This window comes from Thioclava sp. ISO4, from assembly GCF_058105145.1.
Window position 1 is genome coordinate 1,114,764 of record NZ_CM176571.1, and the last position, 25,526, is coordinate 1,140,289.

Genomic DNA, 25,526 nt, shown 5'->3' on the forward strand with positions numbered 1-25,526 from the left:
CTTACTGCGCCTTCGCGCCGTCTGAGGTCGTGTCCGATTGGGCGTCCGACGTCGTGTCGGAGCTTGCCTGCGCGTTGCCCTCCATACCGAAGGCTTTCATCACCTCTTCGGTCGAGGGTGCGTCGGGATCGGGCGAAATCGCGTTGTCGATGCTCACAGTCGCGCCGGAGTTCAGCTTGTTCTGACCCGCGTTGACGACCATGTCGCCTGTCTTCAGCCCCTTGGTCACTTCGACGAGCGTGCCCGAGCGGCGGCCGAGCGTGATGAAGACCTGCTTGGCCACCAGTTGCGGCTGATCCGCGCCTTCGGGCGTTTGCTTGCGCACCACGAAGACCGAGTCGCCGTAGAGGTTGGAGCTCACCACCGTTTGCGGCAGCGCGATCACGTTGTCCTCGGAGGGCAGCACGACCGTGACATGGACGAACTGGCCGGGCGTCAGTTTCCCTTCACCATTGGGGACCTCGGCGCGCAGGGTCACAAGGCGCGAATTCGGATCGATCTTGGGCTCGATGCCGGTGATCTGGCCTTCCAGATCGACCGAGCCGTCCTCGGTCTTCACCTTGACGGTCTGGCCCGCTTCGGCGTGACGCGCCTGCTGTTCGGACAGGGTGAAATCGACGCGCATATGGTCGCGATCCTGCAGCGTCGCATAGGTAGTGCCGGTGCCGACATACTGGCCGACCTCCACCTGCGGGATGCCGATGATGCCCGCGAAGGGCGCGGTCAGGCGCTTCTTCTCGAGCACGGCCTGCAGCTTCGCGACGCTTGCGCGCGCTTCCTGCGCGCTGGCCTCGGCCTGATCGAGATTGGACGTGGCGGACACGCCCCGGTCGGCGAGCTGGCGCGCGCGCTTGAGATTGGTCTCGGCGAGGTCCTGAGCGGCCTTGGCCGAGGCCAGATCGGCGCGCTCGGAGCTGTCGTCGATCTGCATGAGGACCTGGCCCTTCTCGACCTTGTCATTCGCCTTGAAATGGATCTCCTGAACCGTGCCGCCCATTTCGACGGCCAGTTCGGTGCCGCGAACGGCGGCGGCGGTGCCGATCGCCTCGAGGCCCGGCTGCCAGGTGATCGGCTTCACTTCGCTGACCGAAACCGCCACGGGGGGCTGTGTCATGTTTGCGAAGAACTGCGCGATCATCTTCGAGCGGAAAAGATTGTAGCCGACGACGCCACCCACCACGAGGATGAGCGCGACGAGGGCGATGAGGAGGCGTTTGATCATTTGGCTGTCCCGTCAGAATCCCTGTTTGCACGCAAATACGACCCCGCCGGCCGACCTGCGCGCGATTTTGAACCATTTGGTTCACGTCCTTGTACTGTCAATACGCGAGTGACGTAAAAAGGATGGGTCACAGTTCCGTGAATACAAGGCGAAAAGTCTGTGCGTCAAAGCCATAACAGGGCTTCACGAATGCTCATCTCGCGAAAATCTGATTTTTCTATGCTCGACGGTGAAGAAGAGTGCCTTATTTTACCGATACCTGCGATCCTGACGACCTGACGTCGCTTTGCAGCGATGTTCTGGTTCGAGGTGTTGGTATGGGTCCCCTGTCTTTTATGCGCATTGGCTTCGAGGCTGCGCGGATCGGCTTTGAGGCGCAAGCGGTGATTTCGATGCGCGTTGCGGGAATGATGGGGCTCTGGGATGTCTCCCCGCTCGAATCGCTTCAGATGGTGCAGGAAAAGCCCGTGGCGGTCGCTGCGGCGGCGGAGGCTGCGGCATTCGCGCTTCTGCGGGGGCAAACGGCGGATCGGGCGATTTCGGCGTCGATCACGCAGATCGGAAACCACACCAGCGCCAATATGACGCGGTTGTCGCGCCGTGGACCCAGCTGGCTCTGACGGCACTGGCCGGGCAGGGCCGCCACGCTGACGCGGCGGCCCCGTAGTATTCAGGCGGCGTTGTCTTCCTCGACCTCGTCATCGCCTTCTTCGACGCTTGCGGGCGTGACCATCGCCGTGAGGATCGTCGTCATGTCGACCACGCCGATCGGCTTGTTGGCCGCGTCGACAACCGTCGCCGTACGCACCTCGGCATCGGCCATCCGGCGCGCGATCTTTTCGAGCACCGAGCTGGCTTTGACCTTCATCTTCGGCAACTCGCCCTCGGGCAGCGGCAGCGCGATGGTTTCGGCGCGGATCACGCGGCCACGGTTCACCTCGCGCACGAACTCGGCGATGTATTCATTCGCCGGGCGCAGCACGATTTCCTGCCCCGTGCCGACCTGATTGAGCGCGCCGTCACGCAGGATCGCAATCTTGTCGCCAAGGCGCAGCGCCTCGTCGAGGTCGTGGGTGATGAAGACGATGGTCTTCTTCAGTTCGGCCTGCAGGTCCAGAAGCACCTTCTGCATATCCATCCGGATCAGCGGATCGAGTGCCGAGAACGCTTCGTCCATCAGCAGGATGTCCGCATCGTTGGCCAGCGCGCGAGCAAGGCCCACCCGCTGCTGCATCCCGCCCGAGAGCTGGTTCGGATAGTTGTCCTCGTAGCCCGCGAGCCCGACGCGCTCGATCCATTTCTTCGCGATCGGTTCCGATTTCGACCGGTCGACCCCTTGGATATCCAGCCCGTAGCAGGTGTTTTCCAGCACGGTCCGGTGCGGCAGAAGCGCAAACTTCTGGAACACCATCGCCGTTTCATGGCGACGGAATTCCCGTAGCTCCTCTTCGTTCATCTTCACCACGTCGCGGCCGTTATAGAGGATCTCCCCGGCCGTGGGCATGATCAGCCCGTTGATGTGGCGGATGAGCGTCGACTTGCCCGAGCCCGACAGACCCATGATCACCGAGATCTTGCCCGGCGGCAGGTCTAGGTTGATGTCTTGCAGGCCCAGAACGTGCTTGTGCTTGTCGTTGAGCTCTTCCTTGCCCATGCCGGCCTGCACCTTCTCCACGTAATCCTTGGGGCGCGCCCCGAAGATCTTGTAGAGATTGCGGATCTCGATGCCCGAGCGGTTGCCGGTATCGGTGTTGGTCGTGGCATTAGTCATGGCCAGCCTCCGAATGTTTCTGCAGCCGCTTGCCGAACGCCTGGCTCGCGCGGTCGAAGATGATCGCGATCGCAACGAGTGCGAAGCCGTTCAGGAAGCCGATGGTGAAGAACTGGTTGTTAATCGCCTGCAGCACGTTTTTACCGAGGCCACCAACGCCGACCATCGAGGCCACGACGACCATCGCCAGCGCCATCATGATGGTCTGGTTGACGCCCGCCATGATCGTCGGCAGCGAAAGCGGAAGCTGCACGCCCCAGAGCTTCTGACGGGGATTGGCGCCGAAAGCGTCCGCGGCTTCGATGACTTCCTTGTCCACGAGGCGGATGCCCAGATTGGTCAGGCGGATCATCGGCGGGATCGCGTAGATCACCACGGCGATCACGCCGGGCACCTTACCGATACCGAAGATCACGACGACCGGGATCAGGTAGACGAAGGATGGCATGGTCTGCATGACGTCGAGCACCGGCGTCAGGACTTTCTGCATCCGGTCCGAGCGCGCCATCAGGATCCCGATCGGCAGGCCGAGGACGATCGCGATCAGCGTCGCCACCGTGACCATCGCGAGGGTGGTCATCGTGTCCTCCCACAGGCCGAAGATGCCGATGAAGGCAAGGCCCATGGACGAGCCGAGCACGATCTTCGGGTTGCGCGAAGCGAACCACACCACGACGAGGATCAGCGCGAAGATGATGAACCACGGCGTGTCCACGAAGGCGTGTTCGAGAGTGTTGAGAAACCATTGAAGCGGCCGGGTGGCCGCGTCGATTTGATCGGAATAAGCGCGGACGATGCCGCGAAACCCGTCGTCGATGCCCATGCGCATGTGGCGCAGGGTGGAGTTGGGAAGGGAAGGGAACTCACAGAGCAGTTCCGGCAAGCCCCAGCATGAAGATGCCATCTTGTTATGTCCTCCGGTCGATTATTTGCGCCGGTTAAAAGAAAACGCGCGCGAGGCTCCCCTCACGCGCGCCAAAATCTCGGATCGCCCGCTCAGAGCGCGTCCTCGACCTTCTTGATCACGTCGTCGGAAAGCCATGCCTTCCAGACGTCCGGATAGTTCTCGAGGAAGTAGTAAGCGGTGTCCTCGTTGGTGCCTTGGTTGTCGGCCTGCCATGCGAGGAATTCGCCCACGGTCTTGTTCGACCATTCACGCTTGCCAAGGTAGTCCATCGCCACCGCGTTGTTCTCGGCGAATTCCTTGGTCACGACCGTGTACACGTCCGAGGTCGGGTAGGCGTTGGGCTTGGGATCGACGCAATCGGCCTGCGAGTTGCAGTTGTCCCAGGCTTCCTTGTCGCCCTCGACGCCCGCGTCGAGCTTGACCATCGGGTATTTGCCGAGGATCGCGGTCGGGGCCCAGTAGTAACCCAGCCAGCCCTTCTTGGACTCGTAGGCATTGGCGATCGAGCCGTCGAGGCCCGCAGCAGAACCGGTGTCGACCAGCTTAAAGCCCTTCTCCTCGGCCTTGTGAGCCTTGAAGCGGTTCGCGGTCGAGATCTGGCAGTTCCATCCCGACGGGCAGTTGTAGACGCCACCGATGGACGGCTCTTCGGGATCGGGGAACAGGTCGGGATGCGCCAGCGCATCGTCGACCGTCTTGATCTCGGGGTGCTCGTCGGCGATGTATTTCGGGATCCACCAACCTTCTTCGCCGCCATCCTTGAGGATTTCGGCAGCGATCACGAGGCGATCTTCGCTGACGGCTTTGTCGAGCGCGACTTTCACCGCGTTCACCCAAAGCTCGGGCGCGATGTCGGGCTCACCCTTCTCGTTCATCGAGGTGAAGGTGGGCATCGTGTCGCCGGTCACCAGCGTCACGTCACAGCCGTAGCCGTTTTCGAGAATGATCTTGTCGACCCAAGCAGCGACCCCGGCCGAAGCCCAGTTCATTTCGGCTTCGGTAACGGAACCACATTCGCCGTCTGCGGCGAAAGCAGGCGCCGAGAAGGTCGCCAGCGGCAGCGCCGTCAGTAACGCGGCAAGCGCTTTCTTGTTCATCCAGGTCCTCCTGTTGCGGCAGCTTTGATTGATGCGATCCGCGCGGGCTGCCGCCGCGATATCGGTCGCGATAAGTCCCGGTTTTTCCCCAGGTTGGAATCTTCGCACAGTCACGCTCACGCGATAACGTTCGCAAGACTTGCCAAATTCCGACACTCTATGTCGTAAATAACCAAGTCCCGAGGCGCAACCTTTTCACGGACCTTTCCACCTCCCTGCGGCGTTACAGCCGCGACGAAGAGGTGACATCATGACGACTGAGCCGAAGGATTCCGTCCAGCCGGAGTATGATACGGGGCCTGACAGTCTCGTGGATCGAGACGCGAAATCCGCGCTCCAGTCCGGGTTGAATGACGAGAAGGGCGATGAAAAATTGACGAATGGCACCCCGCCGGAGCCAAGCGTCGCATTGCGCCGACAGGCGGTCGCGCTGATCGCGAACCCCTCTTCGGGCGGCAACGCGAAAGATGAAGAGGCGATCCGCCGCGCGATGGACGCGCTTGGTGACGGTGCGTCGCTTTACCGGTGGTCTCCGGAAAGCGACATTGTGGCGACCGTCCGCAAGGCGCTCGACGACGGTGCGGAGATGATCGTCGCGGCGGGCGGCGATGGCACTGCAATGGCCGTCGCGGGCGCGCTGGTGGGGCAGGAGGTGCCGATGGCCGTGCTGCCGCTCGGCACATTCAACTTCTTCGCGCGCGGCCTGCGCCTCTCCGAGGATGCGGAGGAGGCGGCGCGCGCGATCCGCGAGGGCAGCGCCCATCCGATCCGGGTCGGCGAGGTGAACGGGCGGGTGTTTCTGAACAACGCGTCGCTCGGCATCTACCCGTCGATCCTCAAGGCGCGCGAAGACATTTACGCCCGTTGGGGTCGCCGCCGGATCGTCGCGCATTGGTCGGTCTTCAAGACCTTCCTGCGCTTCCAGCGCCCGATGCGGCTGAAGATCACGGCGGACGGGGAAACCAGGAACCGCCGCACCGCGCTCGTCTTCATCGCGCGCTCGGCCTATCAGCTCGATTTCTTCGGGCTCGATGGGGCGACGGTCATCAGCGACGATGCCTTCGCAGTGCTGGTCGCGAAGGCGCAGAGCCGCCGCGACCTCTTTCGCCTGTCGTCGCGGCTGGTGCGCCGCAAGACCAGACGGGGCGAGGATTACGAATTGATCCGCGCGAAATCCTTCGAGATTGAAACCGCCCGCGGGCGCGGGTTGCTGGCCTTCGACGGGGAGAAATGCCGTGAAGAAAGCCCCTACCGCTTCAAGATGTCCGACGCGCCGCTCTGGATCGTGCTGCCGGCCGAGGACACGGACACCGAGACCCAAGACGCGACCGCATGACCCGTATCGTTCACCTTTCCGATCTGCATTTCGGGCGCAGCCTGCCCGAGCTCGAGACGCCGCTACTGACGGCGGTGAACCGTCTCGCGCCGGATCTGACGGTGATTTCCGGGGACTTCACGCAGCGCGCCCGACGCGGCCAGTTCGCGCAGGCGCGGTGCTTCGTGGAGCAGATCGAAAGCGAGACGCTTTCGGTGCCCGGCAATCACGACACGCCGCTCGACAACCTCTTCCTGCGGATGCTCAAACCCTTCGGGCGCTACAAATCCGCGATCAATCATAATCTGGAGCCGGTTTTCGAGACCGATCGCGTGAAGGCGGTCGGTGTGAATACGGTGAACCGGTTCGCGTGGCAGCGCGGCAAGGTGCCCGAGCGTACGATCTCCCGGCTGTGTCGCGAGTTCGACAGCGCGGGCGAGAGGCTGCGAATCGCGGTGATGCACCATCCGCTCGAACATGGGCCCGAGGTCGACAAGGCGCTCATGGACGGGGCAGGGGATGCGCTGGAGGGGATGTCGGACTGCGGCGCGGATCTCGTGCTGTCGGGGCATCTGCACAGCGGATCGGTCGCGCCCTTCTCGGCGGTGCCGGGCATCCTGTTCGTGCAGGCGGGGACGGGGCTGTCCTCGCGGCTGCGCGGCGAACCCAATACGTTCAATGTGATTGAAGGGGGGCGCGACGCTCTGTCGATCACGCTTTACGGGGCGCGCGACATGGGCTTCGAGCCAATCGGGGCCGACGAGTTCACGCGGGGCCCCGATGGGGCATGGGTCAAAGCCTGATCGGTTCGGGCCCGATCAGTTCGGCTTGCCCGAGATGTCGCCCCAATCCAGAACCGGCGCCGCGTCGATATCATGTGCGTCGAGCATCGAGGCCACGCGCTCGAGCGAGGCGATGATCTGCGCCTGCTCCCAGTCTTCCAGCGCCTCGAAGCGGCGCACGAAGATCTGTTGCAGCGCGTCGGGGGCTTCGTCGATGGCGCTCGCGCCAAGTTTGGTAATCACGATATCGGTCTGACGGCGGTCGCGCTCGGATCGCTGACGGGTCACCATGCCCTTGCGCTCGAGCTTGTCGATCAGCGCCGTCATCGTCGCCTGACTCACGCCCATGCGCTGGGCGATCGCCTTCGGCGTGGACCAACCTTTTTCGGAAATCACCTGCAGCACGCGGAACTGCGCAGGCGTCAGCCCGGCAGCCTTGGCCAGGTCGCGGCCGAACATTTCGGTCGCGCGCAGGATTCTACGCAAAGCGATCAGGCTCGTATCGACACGCTCCATCAGGCGGCGGGCCCCTTTTTTATCAAGACGGCCCAGTATCGCAGAGAGTTCCGTGCTCTGCAATTGCTTGGCTTTGCTAAGCTTATCGTGTTCGTTTTTACTCATTTGCTTCGTCATACTAACGGTATTTAGGGCTTATAAGCAAGAATATAAGGCTATAAGCGGAACTTTTCCGGGTTCCATTAGTTAGGTGGTTGAAATTTTCGACCACATGAACTACTTAGGCTACCGAAGCAAACGAGAGGAAAGAGCCGTGCCGCAAGTCGAGTCGATCAAGAAGGGTTCTAAACTGGTCTTCCGTAAGCCGGAGTCCGAAGACGGCAGCGAAATCTGGAAGCTGATCCGCCGCTGCAAGCCGCTTGATGAAAATTCGATGTATTGCAACCTTCTGCAGTGCGATCACTTCGGGGACACCTGTGTCCTCGTGGAGCGCGAAGGCGAAGTCGTCGGCTGGATTTCGGGCTACATCGCCCCGTCCGAGCCGGACACGTTCTTCGTGTGGCAAGTGGCTGTTTCCCCCGACGCACGCGGTCTTGGCCTTGGTAAGCGCATGCTGCGCCACCTCATCCAGCGCGACGTCGCCGAAGACTGCACCAAGTTGAAGACGACCATCACCGAAAGCAACGAAGCGAGCTGGGCGCTCTTCCGCTCCTTCGCGCGTTCGATCGGCGGCGAGCTGACCGATGAGGCGCACTTCCACGAAGAAGACCATTTCGATGGCCATGCCTCGACCGAGCATATGGTCACCATCACCTTCCCCGAGGAGGCGCGTGCCGCCGCCTGATCTCACGCGCGCGTCCCCCTCCTCATTCCCCCAATTCTATGGAGTCCCCCATGACCGTTCATTCGACGGATAAGACGATCTTTACCCAACGCGAATCTGAGGCCCGCTCCTACTGCCGTGGCTTCGATACCGTTTTCACCAGCGCGCAAGGCTCGGAACTGACCGACGCCGAGGGCAACACCTATATCGACTTCCTCGCCGGTTGCTCGTCGCTGAACTACGGGCATAACGACCCGGACATGAAGCAGGCGCTGATCGAGCACCTGACCGAGAACAAGATGGGCCACGCGCTCGACCTGCACACCGACAGCAAAGCCAAGTTCCTGAGCGCGTTCGAGGAGCACATCCTCGCGCCGCGCGGCATGGACCATAAGCTCATGTTCATCGGCCCGACCGGCGCGAATGCCGTCGAAGCCGCGATGAAGATCGCGCGCAAGGCGACCGGCCGCACCAACATCATCGCCTTCACCAACGGCTTCCATGGCGTGACCATGGGGGCGCTGGCGGCGACCGGTAACGGCTACCACCGCGGTGGTGCCGGCATGGATACGCATGGCGTGACCCGCATGCCCTATGACGCCTATGCCGACGGTGTCGATTCGGTCGCGCTGCTCGACCAGATGCTCTCGGACGCCTCGGGCGGGATCGACGCTCCGGCGGCGATCATGCTGGAGACGGTTCAGGGCGAGGGCGGCCTCAACGCCGCAAGCCCGGAATTCGTGAAAGGCGTCGAGCAAGTCGCACGCAAGCACGGTGCGCTGTTCATCATCGACGACATTCAGGCAGGCTGCGGCCGCACCGGCACCTTCTTCTCCTTCGAGGAGATGGACGTCATGCCGGACGTCGTGACCCAGGCGAAGTCGATCTCGGGCTTCGGCATGCCGATGGCGCTGGTTCTGGTGCGTCCCGACTATGACGTGTTCGGCCCGGCCGAGCATAACGGTACTTTCCGCGGCAACACCCATGCCTTCGTGACCGCCACCGTGGCGATCGAGAAGTTCTGGGCCGACGACAAGTTCCAGAAGGAACTGGCCGTGAAATCGGACGTCCTGCGGGAAGGTCTGGCCGCTGTGGCCGATCTCGTGCCGGGTGCCTTCCTGAAAGGCCGTGGTCTCATGCAGGGTGTCGATGTCGGCACCGGCGAGCTCGCCTCGGCGATCTGTGGCCGCTGCTTCGAAAAAGGCCTCGTGATCGAGACTTCGGGCAATGACGACCAGGTCGTGAAGGTCCTCGCACCGCTGACCACGCCGATGGAACAATTCCGCAAGGGTCTGGAAATCCTGCGCGAAGCCGCCACCGAGGTGACCGGCGAGCGCACGGACATCGCGGCGGAATAATCCGCCGCTGCCTCCCCCAGCGACCAAGAAATTAAGATACGGAGACACGACAATGATCGTTCGCGACTTCAACGAATTGAAAAACACCGACCGTGCCGTGGCGGATGCCGACTGGACGAGCGTGCGCATGCTGCTCGCCGACGACAAGATGGGCTTCAGCTTCCACATCACCACGCTGAAGGCCGGCTCGGACCACACGTTCCACTACAAGCACCATTTCGAGAGCGTCTACTGCATCTCGGGCAACGGCCACATCACCGAGCTCGACAACGGCACGCGCCACGAAATCAAGCCGGGTGTCATGTATGCGCTGAACCTGCATGACCATCACCGCCTCGTCGCGGGTGACGAAGACCTCGTCATGGCCTGCTGCTTCAACCCGCCGGTGACCGGCAACGAAGTTCACCGTGAGGACGGCTCGTATGCGCCGGCCGAAGAACTGGAAAATTCGTAAGGGGGCCAAATTGACCCACCAGAATCACACAGTCGAAAAGATCGGCGGCACCTCGATGAGCCGCGTGAACGAGCTGCTCGACACGCTGTTCATCGGAGACCGCAAGGGCGCCGATCTTTACAACCGCATTTTCGTCGTCTCGGCGTTTGGTGGCATCACCAATCTGCTGCTCGAACATAAGAAGTCGGGCGAGGCGGGCGTCTATGCACAATTCGCCAAGGCCGATAGCGAACATGGCTGGCACGAGGCGCTGAGCCGCGTCTCGTCCGCGATGGTCGAAGCCCATGAGAGCGTGCTGACGCATCCGGGCGACATCTCGCAGGCCACCGAATTCGTGCGCGAGCGTATCGAAGGCGCGCGCAACTGCCTGATCGACCTGCAGCGCCTGTGCTCCTACGGGCACTTCCGCCTCTCGCAGCACATGCTGCAGATCCGCGAGCTGCTGTCGGGTCTGGGTGAGGCGCATTCCGCCTTCGTCACCACGCTCCTGCTGCAGCGCAACGGCGTGAACGCACGTCTTGTCGACCTTTCCGGTTGGCGCGATGAAACCGATCACGACCTCGAAGGCCGGATCATGGGTGCGATGAAAGATGTCGACCCGGCGACCGAAATGCCGATCGTGACGGGCTATGCGCAATGCGCCGAAGGCCTGATGCGGGAATTCGACCGTGGCTATTCCGAGGTGACCTTCTCGATGCTCGCAGCCCTCACCGGCGCGCGCGAGGCGATCATCCATAAGGAATTCCACCTGTCCTCTGCCGACCCGAAGCTGGTGGGCGAAGGCAAGGTGCGCAAGCTGGGTCACACGAACTATGACGTGGCCGACCAGATGTCGAACATGGGCATGGAGGCGATCCACCCGAAAGCCGCCAAGACCCTGCGCCAGGCGGATGTTCCGCTGCGCGTCACCAACGCGTTCGACCCGGGCGATCCGGGCACGCTGATCGACGACAAGCCTGCCAAGGAAGCGGCGGTCGAGATGGTGACCGGGCTCGATATCATCGCGCTGGAAGTGTTCGAACAGGACATGGTCGGTGTGAAGGGCTACGACGCCAAGATCCTCGAAGTGCTGACGCGTCACGGCGTGCGCATCGTGTCGAAAGCGTCGAACGCGAACACGATCACCCACTATGTCGACGCGCCGATCGAAGTGCTCCAGAAGGTCGAGAAAGACCTCTGCGAGATCTACCCTTCGGCGGAAATCTCGGCGCGCATGCTGTCGATGGCTTCGGTCATCGGGCGTGACCTGAAAGGCCTCTCGGTTCTGACCCGGGGTCTGCAGGCGATCGCGAAAGCGGGCATGGAAAGCCTCGGTGCGACTCAGGGTCCGCGCAATGTCGATGTGCAGTTCGTGCTCGAACGCGGCGACCTGAAGCCCGTCATCAAGGCGCTTCACGAAGAGTTCATTCCGGCGAGTGTGGATCTGAAGCAAGCGGCCTGACGGCGCAAAGTCCAAGTAGTGTTGAAAGCCCGTGCGGAACCCCGCGCGGGCTTATTTCATTGGTTCTGCGACATGCCGCCACAGTGCGACAAGGTGAACCACGGAGCCAAGGTTGCCGTAACCACTCAGTAGTCTAGCTCGCCTTTGAACCCAGCAGAAACGCGGACTGAAATGAGTATATTCGACATACCGACACTCGACTTGGCGCGGGCGCAATTCGCCTTCGTCGTTTCGGCGCATATCGTTTTCCCGGCCTTTTCCATCGGTACGGCGAGCTACCTGATGGTGCTCGAAGCGCTGAGGATGATCACCGGCAAGGACGTCTACCTCAGGATTTTTGAGTTCTGGAAACACATCTTCGCGGTGGTCTTCGGCATGGGCGTCGTCTCGGGCGTCGTGATGTCTTACGAGTTCGGCCTGAACTTCGCGCATTTCTCCGACAAGGCGGGACCGGTGATTGGGCCGCTGATGGGTTACGAGGTGATGACGGCCTTCTTCCTCGAGGCCGGTTTCCTCGGGATCATGCTGTTCGGACGCAACCGGGTGAACAAGTGGATCTACATGTTCGCCGTGACGATGGTGGCCTTCGGCACGCTGCTTTCGGCCTTCTGGATCCTCTCGGTCAACAGCTGGATGCAGACGCCCGCGGGCTTTGCGATGAACGATGTCGGCCAGTTCATCCCGAAGGACTGGTGGGAGGTGATCTTCAACCCCTCGCTGCCCTACCGCTTCGTGCATATGGTGCTGGCGGCCTACCTGACCACGGCGCTCGTCGTGGCCGGGGTCGGGGCTTGGCACCACATCAAGGGCACGGCGGATGACGCGGTGCGCACGATGTTCCGCATGGCGGTGGCGATGATCCTCGTGACCGCGCCGATCCAGATTTTCGCAGGCGACCAGCACGGGCTCAACACGCTCGAACACCAGCCCGCGAAGATCGCGGCGGTGGAAGGGCACTGGGAAACCAGCAAGGGCGCGGGCCTGATCCTGTTCGGCATTCCGAACCCGAGCCAGGAGCGCACCGATTACAAGATCGAGGTGCCCTATGCCTCGTCGCTGATCCTGACGCACTCGCTCGACGGCGAAGTGCCCGGCCTCGGGGACTTCCCGCCGGATGAACGCCCGCCGATGACGATCGTCTTCTTTACCTTCCGCATCATGGTGGGGCTCGGCTTCGCCTTCGCGGCGATCGGGCTTTGGGGCGGCTGGCTGATGTGGCGCAAGCGCTTGCACGAGCCGGGGCTGTTCCACAAAGTGGCGCTGGTCTTCGCGCCCGGCGGGTTCCTCGCGATCATCATGGGCTGGTTCACCACCGAATTCGGCCGCCAGCCCTATACGGTCTATGGCCACTTCACGACCGCGGAATCGGTGTCGAACCTCAGCCACGGCGCGGCCTGGGCTGCACTGATCTGCTTCGTGCTGGTCTATGCGTTCCTCTTCGGCTCGGGGATCTTCTACCTCGGTCGTCTGATGAAGCGCGGTCCCGAAGGCGCAGAGCCCGTTGAGAATACGCCCCAGCGCGCCGGTGGCGTCGCGGGCGCGATGCTCGCCAATGATGTCACCACTGAAAAAGAGGAGGCCCACGCATGAGCGGCTTCGCCCACTACCTGCCCGACATCTGGGCCGCAATCATCGCCTTCGCGATCCTGACCTATGTCGTGCTCGACGGGTTCGACCTCGGCATCGGCATCCTCTTTCCCTTCCTCGGCTCCGAGGAGAACCGCACCCGCGCGATGAATTCGGTCGCGCCGGTCTGGGACGGTAACGAGACATGGCTGGTGATGGGGGGCGGCGGTCTGCTCGCCGTCTTCCCGCTGGCCTACGGGATCATCCTCAACGCGCTTTACGTGCCGATCATCATCATGCTGCTCTCGCTCGCCTTTCGTGGCGTGGCCTTCGAGTTTCGGGGCAAGACCCGGCGCTGGCAGAAGCTCTGGGACAAGGCGTTCTTCGGCGGCTCGCTGATCGCGACGCTGGCGCAGGGCGCGATCCTCGGCGGGCTGCTGCGCGGCCCCGAAGTGACCGGGCGCACCTTCACCGGCGGCCCTTTCGACTGGGTCAGCTGGTTCTCGCTCGGCACCGCGCTGGCGCTGGTCGCGGGCTATGTGATGCTGGGATCGGCCTGGCTCGTCATCAAGACCTCGCATGGGCTTTACGATCTGGCGCGGCGCGTGGGCCAAATGTCCCTGATCGCGACGCTGGGCTTCATCGGCCTCGCCTCGCTGGCGACCCCGTTCCTGCATCCCGAATACTACAATCGTTGGTTCGCCTGGCCCGGGATCATCCTGAGCGCGGTGGTGCCGCTGTTGCTGCTCGCGGCGGCGTTCGGCTACTGGAAATGCATTCGCTCGGATCGCGGCGTGATGGCCTATCTGTCCGGCATCGCGATCTTCGTTCTGTGTTTCGCGGGGCTCGGCCTGTCGATCTTCCCCTATATCGTGCCCGCCTCGATCACGATCCGCGAGGCGTCCACCACGGCGATGTCGCAGGGCTTCATTCTGGTCGGCGCGGCGATCTTCCTGCCGATCATTCTCGCCTATACCGCCTATGCCTATTGGGTTTTCCGCGGCAAGACATCGGAGCATGAGCATCACTACTGAGTGAGACTACGGGACGGCCGGAACCGACCGGGCGCAGGCAGGGTTGGAACGATGTGACCCACATCCCGCGCATCATAAGCAGAGCCTTTCCCTCTGCGGTCTTCAGCCGGTCGGCTGGCCTGCGCGCGCCCCGAGGGGCGCGCGCAATTTCATATGCGCGGCTCGACGCCGGAGGAGCGACGCGCCATGTCTGAAAAGCTTGATAAACTACCCGAAGAGAGCGGCCCCTCCGGTGGCTGGGGCTCGATGCGGGGGATTGCCCGGGTCTTCGGCGAGTCCTGGCCCTCGCCCGATGTGCTGCGCGAGCTGGAGCGCCAGAACAAACCGGGCGGTCTCATGTGCTCGTCCTGCGCCTTCCCGAAACCCGCCAATTATCACCCGTTCGAATTCTGCGAGAACGGGGCGAAGGCGACGCTGTGGGAGATGACCAAGTCGCGCCACACGCCGGAATTCTGGGACGATCACACGGTTTCCGACCTCAAGGACTGGTCCGACCACGAGCTGGAAAAGACCGGCCGTCTGACCGCGCCGATGCGCTATGATCGCGCCACCGACCGCTATGTCGAGGTGAGCTGGGATGAGGCCTTTTCCGAGATCGGGTCGATCCTGAAAGGCCTGCCGAAGAAGGAAGTCGTGTTCTACTCCTCGGGCCATGCGGGTCTGGAGGCCAGCTATCTCTGGGCGCTGATGGCGCGCGCCTATGGCAACAACAACCTGCCGCAAAGCTCGAACATGTGTCACGAGACGACCTCGGTCGGCCTGAAGAAGGTGATCGGGTCGTCGGTTGGCACGGTGCTTTGGGAAGACCTGGAGGAGACCGATTGCTTCTTCTTCTTCGGCCAGAACCCCGGCACCAACTCGCCGCGCTTCCTGCATCCGCTGAAGGCGGCGAAGGATCGCGGTGCGAAGATCGTCACCTTCAACCCAGTGAAAGAACAGGGTCTCGTCAGCTTCGTCGATCCGCAGAACCTCTACGATATGGCGACGGGCCGCGAGACCAAGATTTCCGACCAGTATCACCAGCTCAAAGCGGGCTCGGACATCGCGGCGTTGACCGGGCTGTGCAAGGCGGTGATCGAAGCGGATGAGAAGGCGCAGGAGCAGGGCCGCGCCGCGATCATCGACTGGGATTTCCTGAAGGAACACGCGGTCAATTATGACGGGTTCCTCACCTTCTGCCGGACGACGCCGTGGGACAAGATCACCGAGGAATACGGGCTGTCCGAGGCCGAGCTGCGTCAGGCGGCAGATGTCTATATCCACGCCAAGAAGGTCATCGGCGTCTATGGGATGGGGCTGACCCAGCACGCCCATGGCGCGACCAATATCGGGATGCTGGTGAACTTCCTCGCGCTGCGCGGCAATATTGGGCGCAAGGGCGCGGGCTGTTGCCCGGTGCGCGGGCACTCGAACGTGCAGGGCCAGCGCACGGTGGGTATCGCCGAGAAGGCCAAGCTGATCCCGATGGATCGCTTGCGCGAGCTTTACGGCTTCGAGCCGCCGCAGGAAGACGGCTATCACATCGTCGACGCGGCGCAGGCGATGATGGAGGGCAAGGTTTCGGCCATGTTCTCGCTCGGCGGCAACCTCGTGCGCGCGCTGCCCGACAGCGAGCGGATCGAAGAGGCCTGGCCGAAGCAGAAGCTGACGGTGATGATCTCGACCAAGCTCAACCGCTCGCATCTCTATCCGGGCGAGGTGGCCTATATCCTGCCGTGTCTCAGCCGGTCCGAGAAGGACGAGCAGGAGAGCGGCAACCAATATGTCTCGGTCGAGGACAGCTTCTCGAAAATCCACGGCTCGCTCGGCAAAAGCACGCCCGCCTCGGACAAGCTGAAATCCGAACTGGCCATCACCTGCGGCATTGCGAAAGCCGCCTGCGCGCCGAACCCGAAGCTGCAATGGGACGAATGGGTGAAGGACTATTCCGTCGTCCGCGATCTGATCGAGGCGACCTATCCGGACGATTTCCGCGGCTTCAACGCGCGGATGAACGAGCCGGGCGGCTTCTGGCGCGGCAATCCGGCGCATGATCGCATCTGGAAGACGGAAAGCGGCAAGCTGGAATTCACCACGCCGTCCAAGCTGAACGCGCTTGGCTTCGAGGACAAGCCGGGCCGTTTCCGGATGATCACCATGCGCTCGAACGATCAGTTCAACACCACGATCTACGGCTATTCGGACCGGTTCCGTGGCATCGAAGGGACGCGCGACGTGCTGTTGATGAACAAGATCGACATGGCCGATCTGGGGCTCGCGCACGGCGATCCGGTCGTGGTCCATGGCGACATGGAGGACGGCGTCGCGCGCCGCAAGACCGGGCTGAGCGTCATCACCTTCGAGCTGCCGCGCGGCACGGTCGGGGGCTATTACCCCGAATGCAACGTGCTGGTGCCGGTGGGGCTCAATGACGAGCTGTCGAAGACGCCCGGCTCCAAGGGCGTCCCGGTCCGCATCGAGAAAGCCTAAGCGGGAACGGCGGCGGGGCGGCGGCTATCGAGCCACGCGATGGCGAGGAACACGAGCCCCGCCGCCGCCAGCCCCGCGCCGACATAGCCGGTGGCGGTCCAGCCATAGCCTTCCGCCAGCGCGATGCCCGCAAGAAACGGCCCGATGGCGTTGGCGAGGTTGAAGGCCGCGTGGTTGAGGGCCGCGGCGAGCGTCTGGGCCTCGCCCGCGACCTCCATCAGCCGCATCTGCATCGGGATCACCATACCGGCGGTCGACCCCAGCGCGATCATCGCCACCGACATCGCGACCCAGTTGCCGATGGTGAAGGTGTAGAGGATCGACATCACGATCATCCCGCAAAGCAGGATCACGCCCGCGCCGAAGCGCGACCAGTCCGACAGCTTGCCCGAAATCCAGTTGCCCAGCGTGCCGCCCACGCCGAAGGCGGAAAGCGCCACGGGGATCGCCCAGGCGGGCCCCGCCTGCGTGTCGATCATCGCCGCCGACAGATAGGAATAGACCGCGAAGATGCCGCCGAAGCCGATGGAGCCAACCAGCAGCGTCAGCCAGACCGAGCGATTGGCGAGCGCGCCCAGCTCGCGCATCGGGCTGGCATTCGGGTCGCGCGGCGTCGCGGGGGCGACGCGGGCGATCATCAGCGCCGAGGCTGCGCAGATCACCGCGACGATGGCAAAGCCCCAGCGCCAGCCGAAATTCTGCCCGATCGCACCCGCGAGCGGCACGCCCACGATATTCGCGATCGTCAGCCCGGTGATCACCATCGCGATGCCCTGCGCGCGTTTGCCTACGGGCATCAGATCGGCGGCGAACAGCATCGCCATCCCGAAATAGGCGCCATGCGGCAGGCCCGAGGCGAAGCGCGCCGCCATGAAGGCATCCATATTCGGTGCGAACCCGGCCAGCACGTTCGCCACCGCATAGAACCCCATCAACCCGATCAGGAACTGCTTGCGCGGGATTTTCGCGCCGATCACCGCCAGAAGCGGCGCGCCGATCACGACGCCAAGCGCATAGGCCGAGATCGCATGACCCGCCCGCGCCTCGGTGATCCCAAAATCGGCCGCGTAATAGGGCAGCAGCCCCATGGACGCGAATTCGATCACGCCGATACCGAAAGTGCCAAGGGCCAGCGACAGGATCACGGCCCGCGCGTGGCGGGGTTCGTGCGTCATGGGTAGTCTCCGAAAATAGGTGTAGCGCCGGGTATCAGCCACGTGACTTAGGCGATTGCTGCGCTGCGGCAAGGGGGCGGCCGGGTTATTTCCCGTAATAGTCGCGGAACCACGCCACGAATTTCGCGATCCCCTCGCGCACATCGGTCTGCGGGCGATAGCCGGTGAGGGACTGCAGAAGCGAGGCATCGGCCCATGTCGCGGGGACGTCGCCTTTCTGCATCTCCATGTAATTGCGCTGCGCGGGGCGACCCAGCTCGGCCTCCAGCGCATCGACGAAATCCAGAAGCTTCACCTTGTCCGAATTGCCGATATTGACGACCCGGTAGGGGGCCACGGGCGACAGGCTGTCGCCCTCGGCGATCTCGTCGCGCGAGACGGGGCGCTCGGGCACCGCGTCGATCAGCAGGCGGATGCCACGCACGAGGTCTTCGACATAGGTGAAGTCGCGATACATCTCGCCATGGTTATAGATGTCGATCGGACGGTCGTTCAGGATCGCATCGGTGAACTTGAACAGCGCCATATCGGGGCGTCCCCACGGCCCATAGACCGTGAAGAAGCGGAACATCGTCGTCGGCAGGTTCCACAGATGGGCATAGGAATGGCCCATCGACTCGGTCGCCTTCTTCGTCGCGGCGTAGATCGTCAGCTGTGTGTCGGCCTTGTCGGTCTCGGCATAGGGCATGTCCTCGTTCGCGCCGTAGACCGACGAGGTGGAGGCCATCAGCAGGTGCTGCACCTCGTGGCGGCGCGCGGCCTCCATCACGTTGAAGGTGCCGACGATGTTCGCGTCGATATAGGCGCGGGGCTGCTCGAGGCTGTAGCGCACGCCCGCCTGGGCGGCGAGATGAACGATGATCTCTGGTTTGAACTCATCCGCCATCGCGTCGAAGGTTTCGAGATCTTCGAGCATCCCCTCGGTCGCGGAGAAATTCGGGTTCTGCAACAGCATCGCATGGCGGCGCTGTTTCAGGGCGACATCATAATAGTCGGTCATCCCGTCATAGCCATGCACCCGGTAGCCTTCGTCGAGCAGCAGCTTCGCCAGATGGTAGCCGATGAAGCCTGCGGTGCCGGTGATCAGGATGCGCGTCATTAAAGTCCCTCGCCAATGCTGTCTGTGCAGTAGCGAGCGGGGGGCGGGAAGGTCAAGCGCCGCGCGGGATATCAGAAGGCCCCGGGCGTGCGGACAGCTTCGTCTGTTCGGGCTCGCCGACCGGCGCGTTGGCGTCTATATAGACCACCGGCTGGTTCATCGCGGTATCGTGATAGGGCGGCGAGAGACCGGCGGCGCCATACCACGCCTGAGGCGCGTGACCTTCGGGCGACCAGCCCGGTGGGGCAGGGCGCGCGCTGGCCGCGACACCGCCCCGATTGCGCGAAAACGCGGGAGTTGCGTGCGCGGGGCAAACGCACTATACGCCCCCGGTGGCCCGATGGCCGCATAAGAATCAACATGAAAAGCCGTGTCCCTTCCGCACTCGCTTCGGGAAGGTGTTCCGGCAAGGAGAAGCGATATGAAACTCAATGAACTGCGCGACAACGACGGCGCGGCCCAGAAGAAAAAACGCGTCGCCCGCGGTCCCGGCTCGGGCAAAGGCAAGATGGCTGGCCGTGGTATCAAAGGTCAGAAGTCGCGTTCGGGTGTGGCCCTGAACGGTTACGAAGGCGGCCAGATGCCGCTCTATCGTCGTCTTCCGAAGCGTGGCTTCACCAAGCCGAACGCGAAGAAGTTCAACGTTGTGAACCTCGGCCAGATCGAAAAATTCATCGAGGCCGGCAAGCTCGACGCGAAGTCGGACATCACCGAAGACGCGCTGGTCGCGGCCGGTGTCGTGCGCCGCAAGCTCGATGGCGTGCGTGTTCTCGCCAAGGGCGACATCAAGTCGAAAGTGGCTCTGAAGGTCACCGGCGCTTCGAAATCGGCCGTTGAGGCTGTCGAGAAGGCTGGCGGCTCGGTCACGGTGGCGCAGGCCGCTGAATAAGCTGTTGTGAGCGGGCTCCGGCCCGATTACATAGGCGAAGGTTTTCTAGGCGCCGCCGACCGGGAACCGGTTGGGCGGCGCTTTACATGAAAGAGACGAGCATATGGCATCTGCTGCAGAGCAAATGGCGGCGAACCTCAGCTGGGACGCCCTGGGCAAAGCCACCGAGCTGCGCCAGCGCATCTTCTTCACCATTGGTTTGCTGATCATCTACCGCCTCGGGACCTATATTCCGGTTCCGGGCATCGACGCGCAGGCACTGCGCGAATTCATGCAAAGCGCGGGCTCTGGCCTCGGCGGCGTGTTGTCGATGTTCACGGGCGGTGCGCTCGGCCGGATGGGCGTCTTCGCGCTCGGCATCATGCCCTACATCTCGGCCTCGATCATCATCCAGCTTCTGACCGCTCTGGTGCCCGCACTCGAGCAGATGAAGAAGGAAGGCGAGCAGGGCCGCAAGAAGATCAACCAGATCACGCGCTATGCGACCGTGGCTCTGGCGACCTTCCAGGCATGGGGTCTGGCCGTCTCGCTCGAAAAGGGCGATCTGGCACATGATCCGGGCCTGTTCTTCGTCGCTGCCGTGGTCATCACGCTCGTCGGCGGCACCATGTTCCTGATGTGGCTGGGTGAGCAGATCACCGCACGCGGCATCGGCAACGGCATCTCGCTGATCATCTTCGTCGGTATCGTCGCGGAAATCCCGGCGGCTCTGGCCCGCTTCCTCGAGCAGGGCCGTGCCGGTGCGATCTCCACTCCGGTGATCCTCGGGGTGATCCTGATGATCGCGATCGTGATCACCTTCGTCGTCTTCATGGAACGCGCGCTGCGCAAGATCCATATCCAGTATCCGCGCCGTCAGGTGGGGATGAAGGTCTATGACGGCGGCTCCAGCCACCTGCCGATCAAGGTGAACCCGGCGGGCGTCATCCCGGCGATCTTCGCCTCGTCGCTGCTGCTGCTGCCGACCACCATCGCGACCTTCTCGGGCCAGAACACCGGTCCGGTGATGTCGACGATCCTCGCCTATTTCGGCCCGGGTCAGCCGCTCTACCTGCTGTTCTACGTCGCGATGATCGTGTTCTTCGCCTACTTCTACACCGCGAACGTGTCGTTCAAATCGGACGAGGTCGCGGACAACCTGAAGAGCCAGGGCGGTTTCGTGCCCGGCATCCGTCCCGGCAAGAAGACCGAGGAATATCTCGACTACGTCGTCAGCCGCATTCTCGTGATCGGTTCCGCCTATCTCGCCGCGGTCTGCCTTCTGCCCGAGATCCTGCGTTCGCAGCTGTCCATCCCGTTCTACTTCGGCGGCACCTCGGTCCTGATCGTGGTCACCGTGTCGATGGACACCATCAACCAAATTCAGTCGCATCTTCTGGCCCACCAATACGAGGGTCTGATCGAGCGCTCGCAGCTTCGCGGCCGTTCGGGCAAGAAGAAGAAGGGGCCGCGCAAGCCGCCCGCGCGCCGCTAAATCCGCCAAGCGTTTTCAGGGGGAGCCGACATGGCAAATATCATTCTTCTCGGCCCGCCCGGCGCGGGCAAGGGCACCCAGGCCCGCCGTCTCGTCGAAGAGCGCGGCATGGTCCAACTCTCCACCGGCGACATGCTGCGTGAAGCGAAGGACTCGGGCACCGAGATGGGCAATCTCGTCGCCGATGTCATGGCCAAGGGCCAGCTCGTGACCGACGAGATCGTCATCGGTCTGATCGAGGAAAAGCTCGCCGCCGGTGGCGAGGGCTTCATCTTCGACGGCTTCCCGCGCACGCTGGGACAGGCCGACGCTCTGGGCAAGCTGCTCGCCAAGATGGGCACCAAGCTCGACGCGGTGATCGAGATGCAGGTGGATGACGAAGCGCTCGTCGCCCGCATCACCGGTCGCTCGACCTGCGGCGGCTGCGGCGAGGTCTATCACGACCAGACCAAGCCCTGGCCCGCAGACGGCAAATGCGAAAAGTGCGGCAGCACCGACGTGAAGCGCCGCGCGGACGACAACGAAGACAGCCTGCGCACCCGGTTGATGGAGTATTACAAGAAGACCTCTCCGCTGATCGGCTACTACTACCACGCGGGCGATCTGTTCACGATCGACGGGCTGGCTGAAATCGAGACCGTGGCGACGTCGATCGCACGAATTCTCGATCAGCAAGAGTAATCGTAAATGAAGCCTTGACCCGGAGGGCGTTTACCTCTAGGTCACGGCGTCTCCGACGGGAATCGTTTCCGAGAAGGGAAGATTCTCGAGGGAGTTAATCGTGGGGTCCGAAGCGGCAGTTTCGGGCCTCGTGTTGTGAAAAAAGGGCCTGGGGTTACGGGCTCGCAACGAAAGGATACACGCTTTGGCTCGTATTGCTGGCGTCAACATTCCGACCGGGAAACGCGTCCCGATCGCACTTACCTACATCACCGGGATCGGTCCTCACTCGGCTAAGCAGATCTGCGAAGCTACCGGTGTCGACGTGACCCGTCGCGTCAACGAGCTTTCGGATTCCGAAGTGCTCGCAATCCGCGAACATATCGACGCCAACTACACCGTCGAGGGCGACCTGCGCCGTGAAGTTCAGATGAACGTCAAGCGCCTGATGGATCTCGGCTGCTACCGTGGCCTGCGTCATCGTCGCAACCTGCCCGTGCGCGGTCAGCGCACCCATACGAATGCGCGTACGCGCAAAGGTCCGGCGAAACCCATCGCTGGCAAGAAGAAGTAAGGGGAGGCAGGACAAATGGCTCGTGATAAGGTTCGCGCTAAGCGCAAGGAACGCAAGAACATCGCCGCTGGCGTCGTTCATGTGAACTCGTCGTTCAACAACACCAAAATCCTGATCTCTGACGTGCAGGGCAACGCGATCTCGTGGTCGTCGGCTGGCACGATGGGCTTCAAGGGCTCGCGTAAGTCGACCCCCTACGCCGCTCAGATGGCTGCAGAAGATGCGGCTAAGAAGGCTCAGGATCACGGTCTGCGCACCGTGGACGTCGAAGTTCAGGGCCCCGGTTCGGGTCGTGAATCGGCGCTGCGCGCGCTGGCTGCGGTCGGTCTGACCGTCACCTCGATCCGTGACGTGACCCCGATCGCCCATAACGGCTGCCGCCCGCCGAAGCGTCGCCGCGTCTAATCAAGATTACGACGGTCGGGCCGTGCGGATTTCCCGTGCGGCCCGCCCGCATTTTTCGGTTTTATCCTCGGGCGTCCCCGACTTTGGGCATGGGTCTGGGACAGGTATGGAGGCAAACGCATGATCCACAAGAATTGGGCTGAACTCATCAAGCCGACGCAGCTTGAAATCAAGCCCGGCAACGACCCGCTGCGTCAGGCGACGATCGTCGCTGAACCGCTCGAGCGTGGCTTTGGTCTGACGCTCGGCAACGCGCTGCGCCGCGTGCTGCTCTCGTCGCTTCAGGGCGCCGCGATCACCAGCGTCCAGATCGACAACGTGCTGCACGAGTTTTCGTCGGTCGCAGGCGTTCGTGAAGACGTCACCGACATCGTCCTGAACCTCAAGGGCGTGGCTCTGCGTATGGACGTTGAAGGTCCGAAGCGCCTCTCGATCTCGGCCAAGGGCCCGGGCGTCGTGACCGCTGGCGACATCACCGAGACCGCGGGCATCGAGGTCCTGAACAAGGATCACGTGATCTGCCACCTCGACGATGGTGCCGACCTGTTCATGGAATTGACCGTGAACACCGGCAAAGGCTACGTCGCCGCCGACAAGAACCGTCCCGAGGATGCGCCGATTGGCCTGATCCCGGTCGACGCGATCTATTCGCCGGTGAAGAAAGTGGCTTACGAAGTGCAGCCGACCCGTGAAGGTCAGGTTCTGGACTATGACAAGCTGACCATGAAGGTCGAGACCGACGGGTCGCTCTCGGCCGAGGACGCGGTGGCGTTTGCCGCCCGCATCCTGCAGGACCAGCTGTCGATCTTCGTGAACTTCGAAGAGCCGGAATCGGCTGGCAAGCAGGACCAGGACGACGGTCTCGAGTTCAACCCGCTTCTGCTGAAGAAAGTGGACGAACTGGAACTGTCCGTGCGTTCGGCGAACTGCCTGAAGAACGACAACATCGTCTATATCGGCGACCTGATCCAGAAGACCGAAGCCGAGATGCTCCGCACCCCGAACTTCGGCCGTAAGTCGCTGAACGAGATCAAGGAAGTGCTCTCGGGCATGGGCCTGCATCTCGGGATGGAAGTCGAAGATTGGCCGCCGGAGAACATCGAAGATCTGGCCAAGCGTTTCGAAGACCAGTTCTGATTGACGAATTGAGGGGCGTTGGCTAAACGCCCCTCCAATGCCCGGACTGCCGGGGACGATCTGGGTCACAAGACCCCAAGGTGAGCCGGTGACACGCATCGCTGGCCTGACAAAGCAAAACGCAAGATTGGAGAATGACAATGCGTCACGCACGTGGCTACCGCCGCCTCAACCGTACCCATGAGCACCGCAAGGCGCTCTTCGCCAACATGGCTGGCTCGCTGATCGAGCACGAGCAGATCAAGACGACCCTGCCGAAGGCGAAAGAACTGCGCCCGGTCATCGAGAAGCTGATCACCCTCGCCAAGCGCGGCGATCTGCACGCACGCCGTCAGGCGGCTTCGCAGCTCAAGCAGGACCAGTATGTCGCGAAACTCTTCGACATCCTCGGCCCGCGCTACAAGGACCGTCAGGGCGGCTACGTTCGCATTATGAAAGCCGGTTTCCGTTACGGCGACATGGCTCCGATGGCGATCATCGAATTCGTCGAGCGCGATCTGGACGCAAAAGGTGCGGCAGATAAGGCACGCGTCGAAGCCGAAGAGGCTGCCGAGGATTGATCCTCGCGACCGATTTCCCTGCGAAATCAATGAGAATTGGGAAATCCCGCCAATTTGGCGGGATTTTCTTATTTCCGCCTGCATTTTCTCGCAATTCTCCCGCAAAAGGTTATTGCGCAGGTGAGGCGCATTCGCGAGTGTATTCGCGTGGGCGGGTAGGGACGTAATGTCACTGTCGGAGCGAACTCCGCACGCCGCGAACACTTTTAAGTTGACCGGGTTAATTCCAAACTGTCTAAAAAGATATGTCGATACAGAGCAGAATCGATTTGAAACTTCGTGACTTGGATCGTTTAGCTCCAAGCGGTTATTTTGTTGGACTGCATATTCGTTTTACGGCGCCTTTGATGACGTTCCAGACTTACGACAAGGCCTGGCTCGATCATTACACCGCAAACGGCTATGTGCTCCGTGACCCAATGACTGCTTGGGGGTTTAGCGAGACCGGTTCAATCCGGTGGAGCGACCCGCGCTTGCCCGATCCTTTCCGTCTCTTCGATGAGGCCAAACAATATGGTCTGATCTACGGGGCGACAGTCTCATGCGGCCCGATCCGGTCCCGTACTATCGCAAGCATGGCGCGCGATGATCGGGAATTCGACCTACCCGAGATCGAGACCTTTGAGTTTATCGTGCGCGAATTGCACGACATGACACAACCGCCTGAGGAACTCACGAGAGCTCAGATCGAAGCCCTGCGCTGTGTGGCTGGGGGTGACCGACACGCGGCGGCGGCCGCGAAACTTGGAATTTCGGAAAGCGCGCTCAAGGCGCGGCTGAATTCTGCGCGCGCAAGACTGATGGCTCGGACGACCGCCGAAGCTATTCAGCGCGCAAAGGATTTCCGCCTGTTATAGT

At 62.4% G+C, this 25,526-nt stretch carries 25 protein-coding genes; 18 read left to right on the top strand and 7 right to left on the bottom strand.

The window, feature by feature from the left end; genetic code table 11:
* Position 1: 1 nt before the first annotated feature.
* The gene (locus AC2TZ7_RS05645; protein ID WP_489866186.1) at positions 2–1,222 is read right to left on the bottom strand and encodes an efflux RND transporter periplasmic adaptor subunit; all 1,221 of its coding nucleotides are present in this window, start codon (positions 1,220–1,222) and stop codon (positions 2–4) included.
* A 335-nt stretch (positions 1,223–1,557) separates the two neighbouring features.
* Here AC2TZ7_RS05645 and AC2TZ7_RS05650 point away from each other — a divergent pair, with 335 nt between their 5' ends.
* The gene (locus AC2TZ7_RS05650) at positions 1,558–1,842 is read left to right on the top strand and encodes an antifreeze protein (protein WP_489866187.1); all 285 of its coding nucleotides are present in this window, start codon (positions 1,558–1,560) and stop codon (positions 1,840–1,842) included.
* A gap of 50 nt (positions 1,843–1,892) precedes the next feature.
* On the opposite strand, the gene AC2TZ7_RS05655 is transcribed toward AC2TZ7_RS05650, so the two are convergent.
* From AC2TZ7_RS05655 to AC2TZ7_RS05665, 3 genes are all read right to left on the bottom strand, one after another.
* Positions 1,893–2,993 carry a quaternary amine ABC transporter ATP-binding protein gene (locus tag AC2TZ7_RS05655; protein WP_489866188.1) on the bottom strand — a complete coding sequence of 367 codons (1,101 nt, stop codon included), beginning with the start codon at positions 2,991–2,993 and terminating at the stop codon, positions 1,893–1,895.
* The gene (locus AC2TZ7_RS05660; RefSeq protein ID WP_489866189.1) at positions 2,986–3,897 is read right to left on the bottom strand and encodes an ABC transporter permease; all 912 of its coding nucleotides are present in this window, start codon (positions 3,895–3,897) and stop codon (positions 2,986–2,988) included. The genes AC2TZ7_RS05655 and AC2TZ7_RS05660 overlap by 8 nt, the downstream gene beginning before the upstream one ends.
* A 92-nt stretch (positions 3,898–3,989) precedes the next feature.
* Positions 3,990–4,997, bottom strand: a complete 1,008-nt coding sequence (locus AC2TZ7_RS05665; RefSeq protein WP_489866190.1) for an ABC transporter substrate-binding protein — start codon at positions 4,995–4,997, stop codon at positions 3,990–3,992.
* Positions 4,998–5,247: 250 nt separating this feature from the next.
* Between AC2TZ7_RS05665 and AC2TZ7_RS05670 the strand changes: the two genes are divergently transcribed.
* Both AC2TZ7_RS05670 and AC2TZ7_RS05675 read left to right on the top strand, forming a co-directional pair.
* Positions 5,248–6,333, top strand: a complete 1,086-nt coding sequence (locus AC2TZ7_RS05670) for a diacylglycerol/lipid kinase family protein (RefSeq protein WP_489866191.1) — start codon at positions 5,248–5,250, stop codon at positions 6,331–6,333.
* Positions 6,330–7,115 carry a metallophosphoesterase family protein gene (locus AC2TZ7_RS05675; protein WP_489866192.1) on the top strand — a complete coding sequence of 262 codons (786 nt, stop codon included), beginning with the start codon at positions 6,330–6,332 and terminating at the stop codon, positions 7,113–7,115. The genes AC2TZ7_RS05670 and AC2TZ7_RS05675 overlap by 4 nt, the downstream gene beginning before the upstream one ends.
* A gap of 15 nt (positions 7,116–7,130) precedes the next feature.
* Here AC2TZ7_RS05675 and AC2TZ7_RS05680 read toward each other — a convergent pair whose 3' ends face one another.
* Positions 7,131–7,610: a MarR family winged helix-turn-helix transcriptional regulator gene (locus tag AC2TZ7_RS05680; RefSeq protein ID WP_098412416.1), complete on the bottom strand. Its 480-nt coding sequence runs from the start codon at positions 7,608–7,610 to the stop codon at positions 7,131–7,133.
* A gap of 253 nt (positions 7,611–7,863) precedes the next feature.
* On the opposite strand from AC2TZ7_RS05680, the gene ectA reads away from it, so the two are divergent.
* The 7 genes from ectA (at position 7,864) to AC2TZ7_RS05715 (ending at position 16,695) form a co-directional block, all read left to right on the top strand.
* On the top strand, positions 7,864–8,394 hold the full coding sequence (gene ectA, locus AC2TZ7_RS05685) for a diaminobutyrate acetyltransferase (RefSeq protein WP_255266394.1): 531 nt from the start codon (positions 7,864–7,866) through the stop codon (positions 8,392–8,394).
* Positions 8,395–8,444: 50 nt separating this feature from the next.
* Entirely contained in the window at positions 8,445–9,731 is a 1,287-nt protein-coding gene (ectB, locus tag AC2TZ7_RS05690) for a diaminobutyrate--2-oxoglutarate transaminase (protein WP_093476885.1), read from the top strand.
* Positions 9,732–9,783: 52 nt separating this feature from the next.
* Positions 9,784–10,185 carry an ectoine synthase gene (locus AC2TZ7_RS05695; RefSeq protein WP_078540207.1) on the top strand — a complete coding sequence of 134 codons (402 nt, stop codon included), beginning with the start codon at positions 9,784–9,786 and terminating at the stop codon, positions 10,183–10,185.
* A gap of 10 nt (positions 10,186–10,195) precedes the next feature.
* Positions 10,196–11,626: an aspartate kinase gene (locus AC2TZ7_RS05700; RefSeq protein ID WP_489866193.1), complete on the top strand. Its 1,431-nt coding sequence runs from the start codon at positions 10,196–10,198 to the stop codon at positions 11,624–11,626.
* A 171-nt stretch (positions 11,627–11,797) separates the two neighbouring features.
* Complete coding sequence (locus AC2TZ7_RS05705; protein WP_489866194.1) at positions 11,798–13,216, top strand: cytochrome ubiquinol oxidase subunit I; 1,419 nt, start codon at positions 11,798–11,800, stop codon at positions 13,214–13,216.
* Positions 13,213–14,226, top strand: a complete 1,014-nt coding sequence (gene cydB, locus AC2TZ7_RS05710; protein WP_489866195.1) for a cytochrome d ubiquinol oxidase subunit II — start codon at positions 13,213–13,215, stop codon at positions 14,224–14,226. Before AC2TZ7_RS05705 ends, cydB begins: the two co-directional genes overlap by 4 nt.
* A gap of 186 nt (positions 14,227–14,412) precedes the next feature.
* Entirely contained in the window at positions 14,413–16,695 is a 2,283-nt protein-coding gene (locus AC2TZ7_RS05715) for an FdhF/YdeP family oxidoreductase (protein ID WP_489866196.1), read from the top strand.
* Here the strand turns inward: AC2TZ7_RS05715 and AC2TZ7_RS05720 are convergent.
* Together AC2TZ7_RS05720 and AC2TZ7_RS05725 are read right to left on the bottom strand one after the other, a co-directional pair.
* On the bottom strand, positions 16,692–17,870 hold the full coding sequence (locus AC2TZ7_RS05720; protein WP_489866197.1) for an MFS transporter: 1,179 nt from the start codon (positions 17,868–17,870) through the stop codon (positions 16,692–16,694). The genes AC2TZ7_RS05715 and AC2TZ7_RS05720 overlap by 4 nt on opposite strands.
* Before the next feature lie 85 nt (positions 17,871–17,955).
* Entirely contained in the window at positions 17,956–18,969 is a 1,014-nt protein-coding gene (locus AC2TZ7_RS05725; protein ID WP_489866198.1) for an SDR family NAD(P)-dependent oxidoreductase, read from the bottom strand.
* Positions 18,970–19,390: 421 nt separating this feature from the next.
* Here AC2TZ7_RS05725 and rplO point away from each other — a divergent pair, with 421 nt between their 5' ends.
* From rplO to AC2TZ7_RS05765, 8 genes are all read left to right on the top strand, one after another.
* On the top strand, positions 19,391–19,858 hold the full coding sequence (rplO, locus tag AC2TZ7_RS05730) for a 50S ribosomal protein L15 (protein WP_078521799.1): 468 nt from the start codon (positions 19,391–19,393) through the stop codon (positions 19,856–19,858).
* Positions 19,859–19,961: 103 nt separating this feature from the next.
* Positions 19,962–21,332, top strand: coding sequence for a preprotein translocase subunit SecY (secY, locus tag AC2TZ7_RS05735; protein ID WP_078540199.1), 1,371 nt, complete (start codon positions 19,962–19,964; stop codon positions 21,330–21,332).
* A gap of 30 nt (positions 21,333–21,362) precedes the next feature.
* Positions 21,363–22,013 carry an adenylate kinase gene (locus AC2TZ7_RS05740; protein ID WP_078521795.1) on the top strand — a complete coding sequence of 217 codons (651 nt, stop codon included), beginning with the start codon at positions 21,363–21,365 and terminating at the stop codon, positions 22,011–22,013.
* Between the two features lie 184 nt (positions 22,014–22,197).
* Positions 22,198–22,566: a 30S ribosomal protein S13 gene (gene rpsM / locus AC2TZ7_RS05745; RefSeq protein WP_078521793.1), complete on the top strand. Its 369-nt coding sequence runs from the start codon at positions 22,198–22,200 to the stop codon at positions 22,564–22,566.
* Positions 22,567–22,581: 15 nt separating this feature from the next.
* Positions 22,582–22,971 carry a 30S ribosomal protein S11 gene (gene rpsK / locus AC2TZ7_RS05750; RefSeq protein WP_078521791.1) on the top strand — a complete coding sequence of 130 codons (390 nt, stop codon included), beginning with the start codon at positions 22,582–22,584 and terminating at the stop codon, positions 22,969–22,971.
* Between the two features lie 120 nt (positions 22,972–23,091).
* Positions 23,092–24,108 carry a DNA-directed RNA polymerase subunit alpha gene (locus tag AC2TZ7_RS05755; protein WP_075775948.1) on the top strand — a complete coding sequence of 339 codons (1,017 nt, stop codon included), beginning with the start codon at positions 23,092–23,094 and terminating at the stop codon, positions 24,106–24,108.
* A gap of 140 nt (positions 24,109–24,248) precedes the next feature.
* Positions 24,249–24,668 carry a 50S ribosomal protein L17 gene (gene rplQ, locus AC2TZ7_RS05760; RefSeq protein ID WP_078521789.1) on the top strand — a complete coding sequence of 140 codons (420 nt, stop codon included), beginning with the start codon at positions 24,249–24,251 and terminating at the stop codon, positions 24,666–24,668.
* Between the two features lie 245 nt (positions 24,669–24,913).
* The gene (locus AC2TZ7_RS05765) at positions 24,914–25,525 is read left to right on the top strand and encodes an autoinducer binding domain-containing protein (RefSeq protein ID WP_489866199.1); all 612 of its coding nucleotides are present in this window, start codon (positions 24,914–24,916) and stop codon (positions 25,523–25,525) included.
* Position 25,526 lies beyond the last annotated feature (1 nt).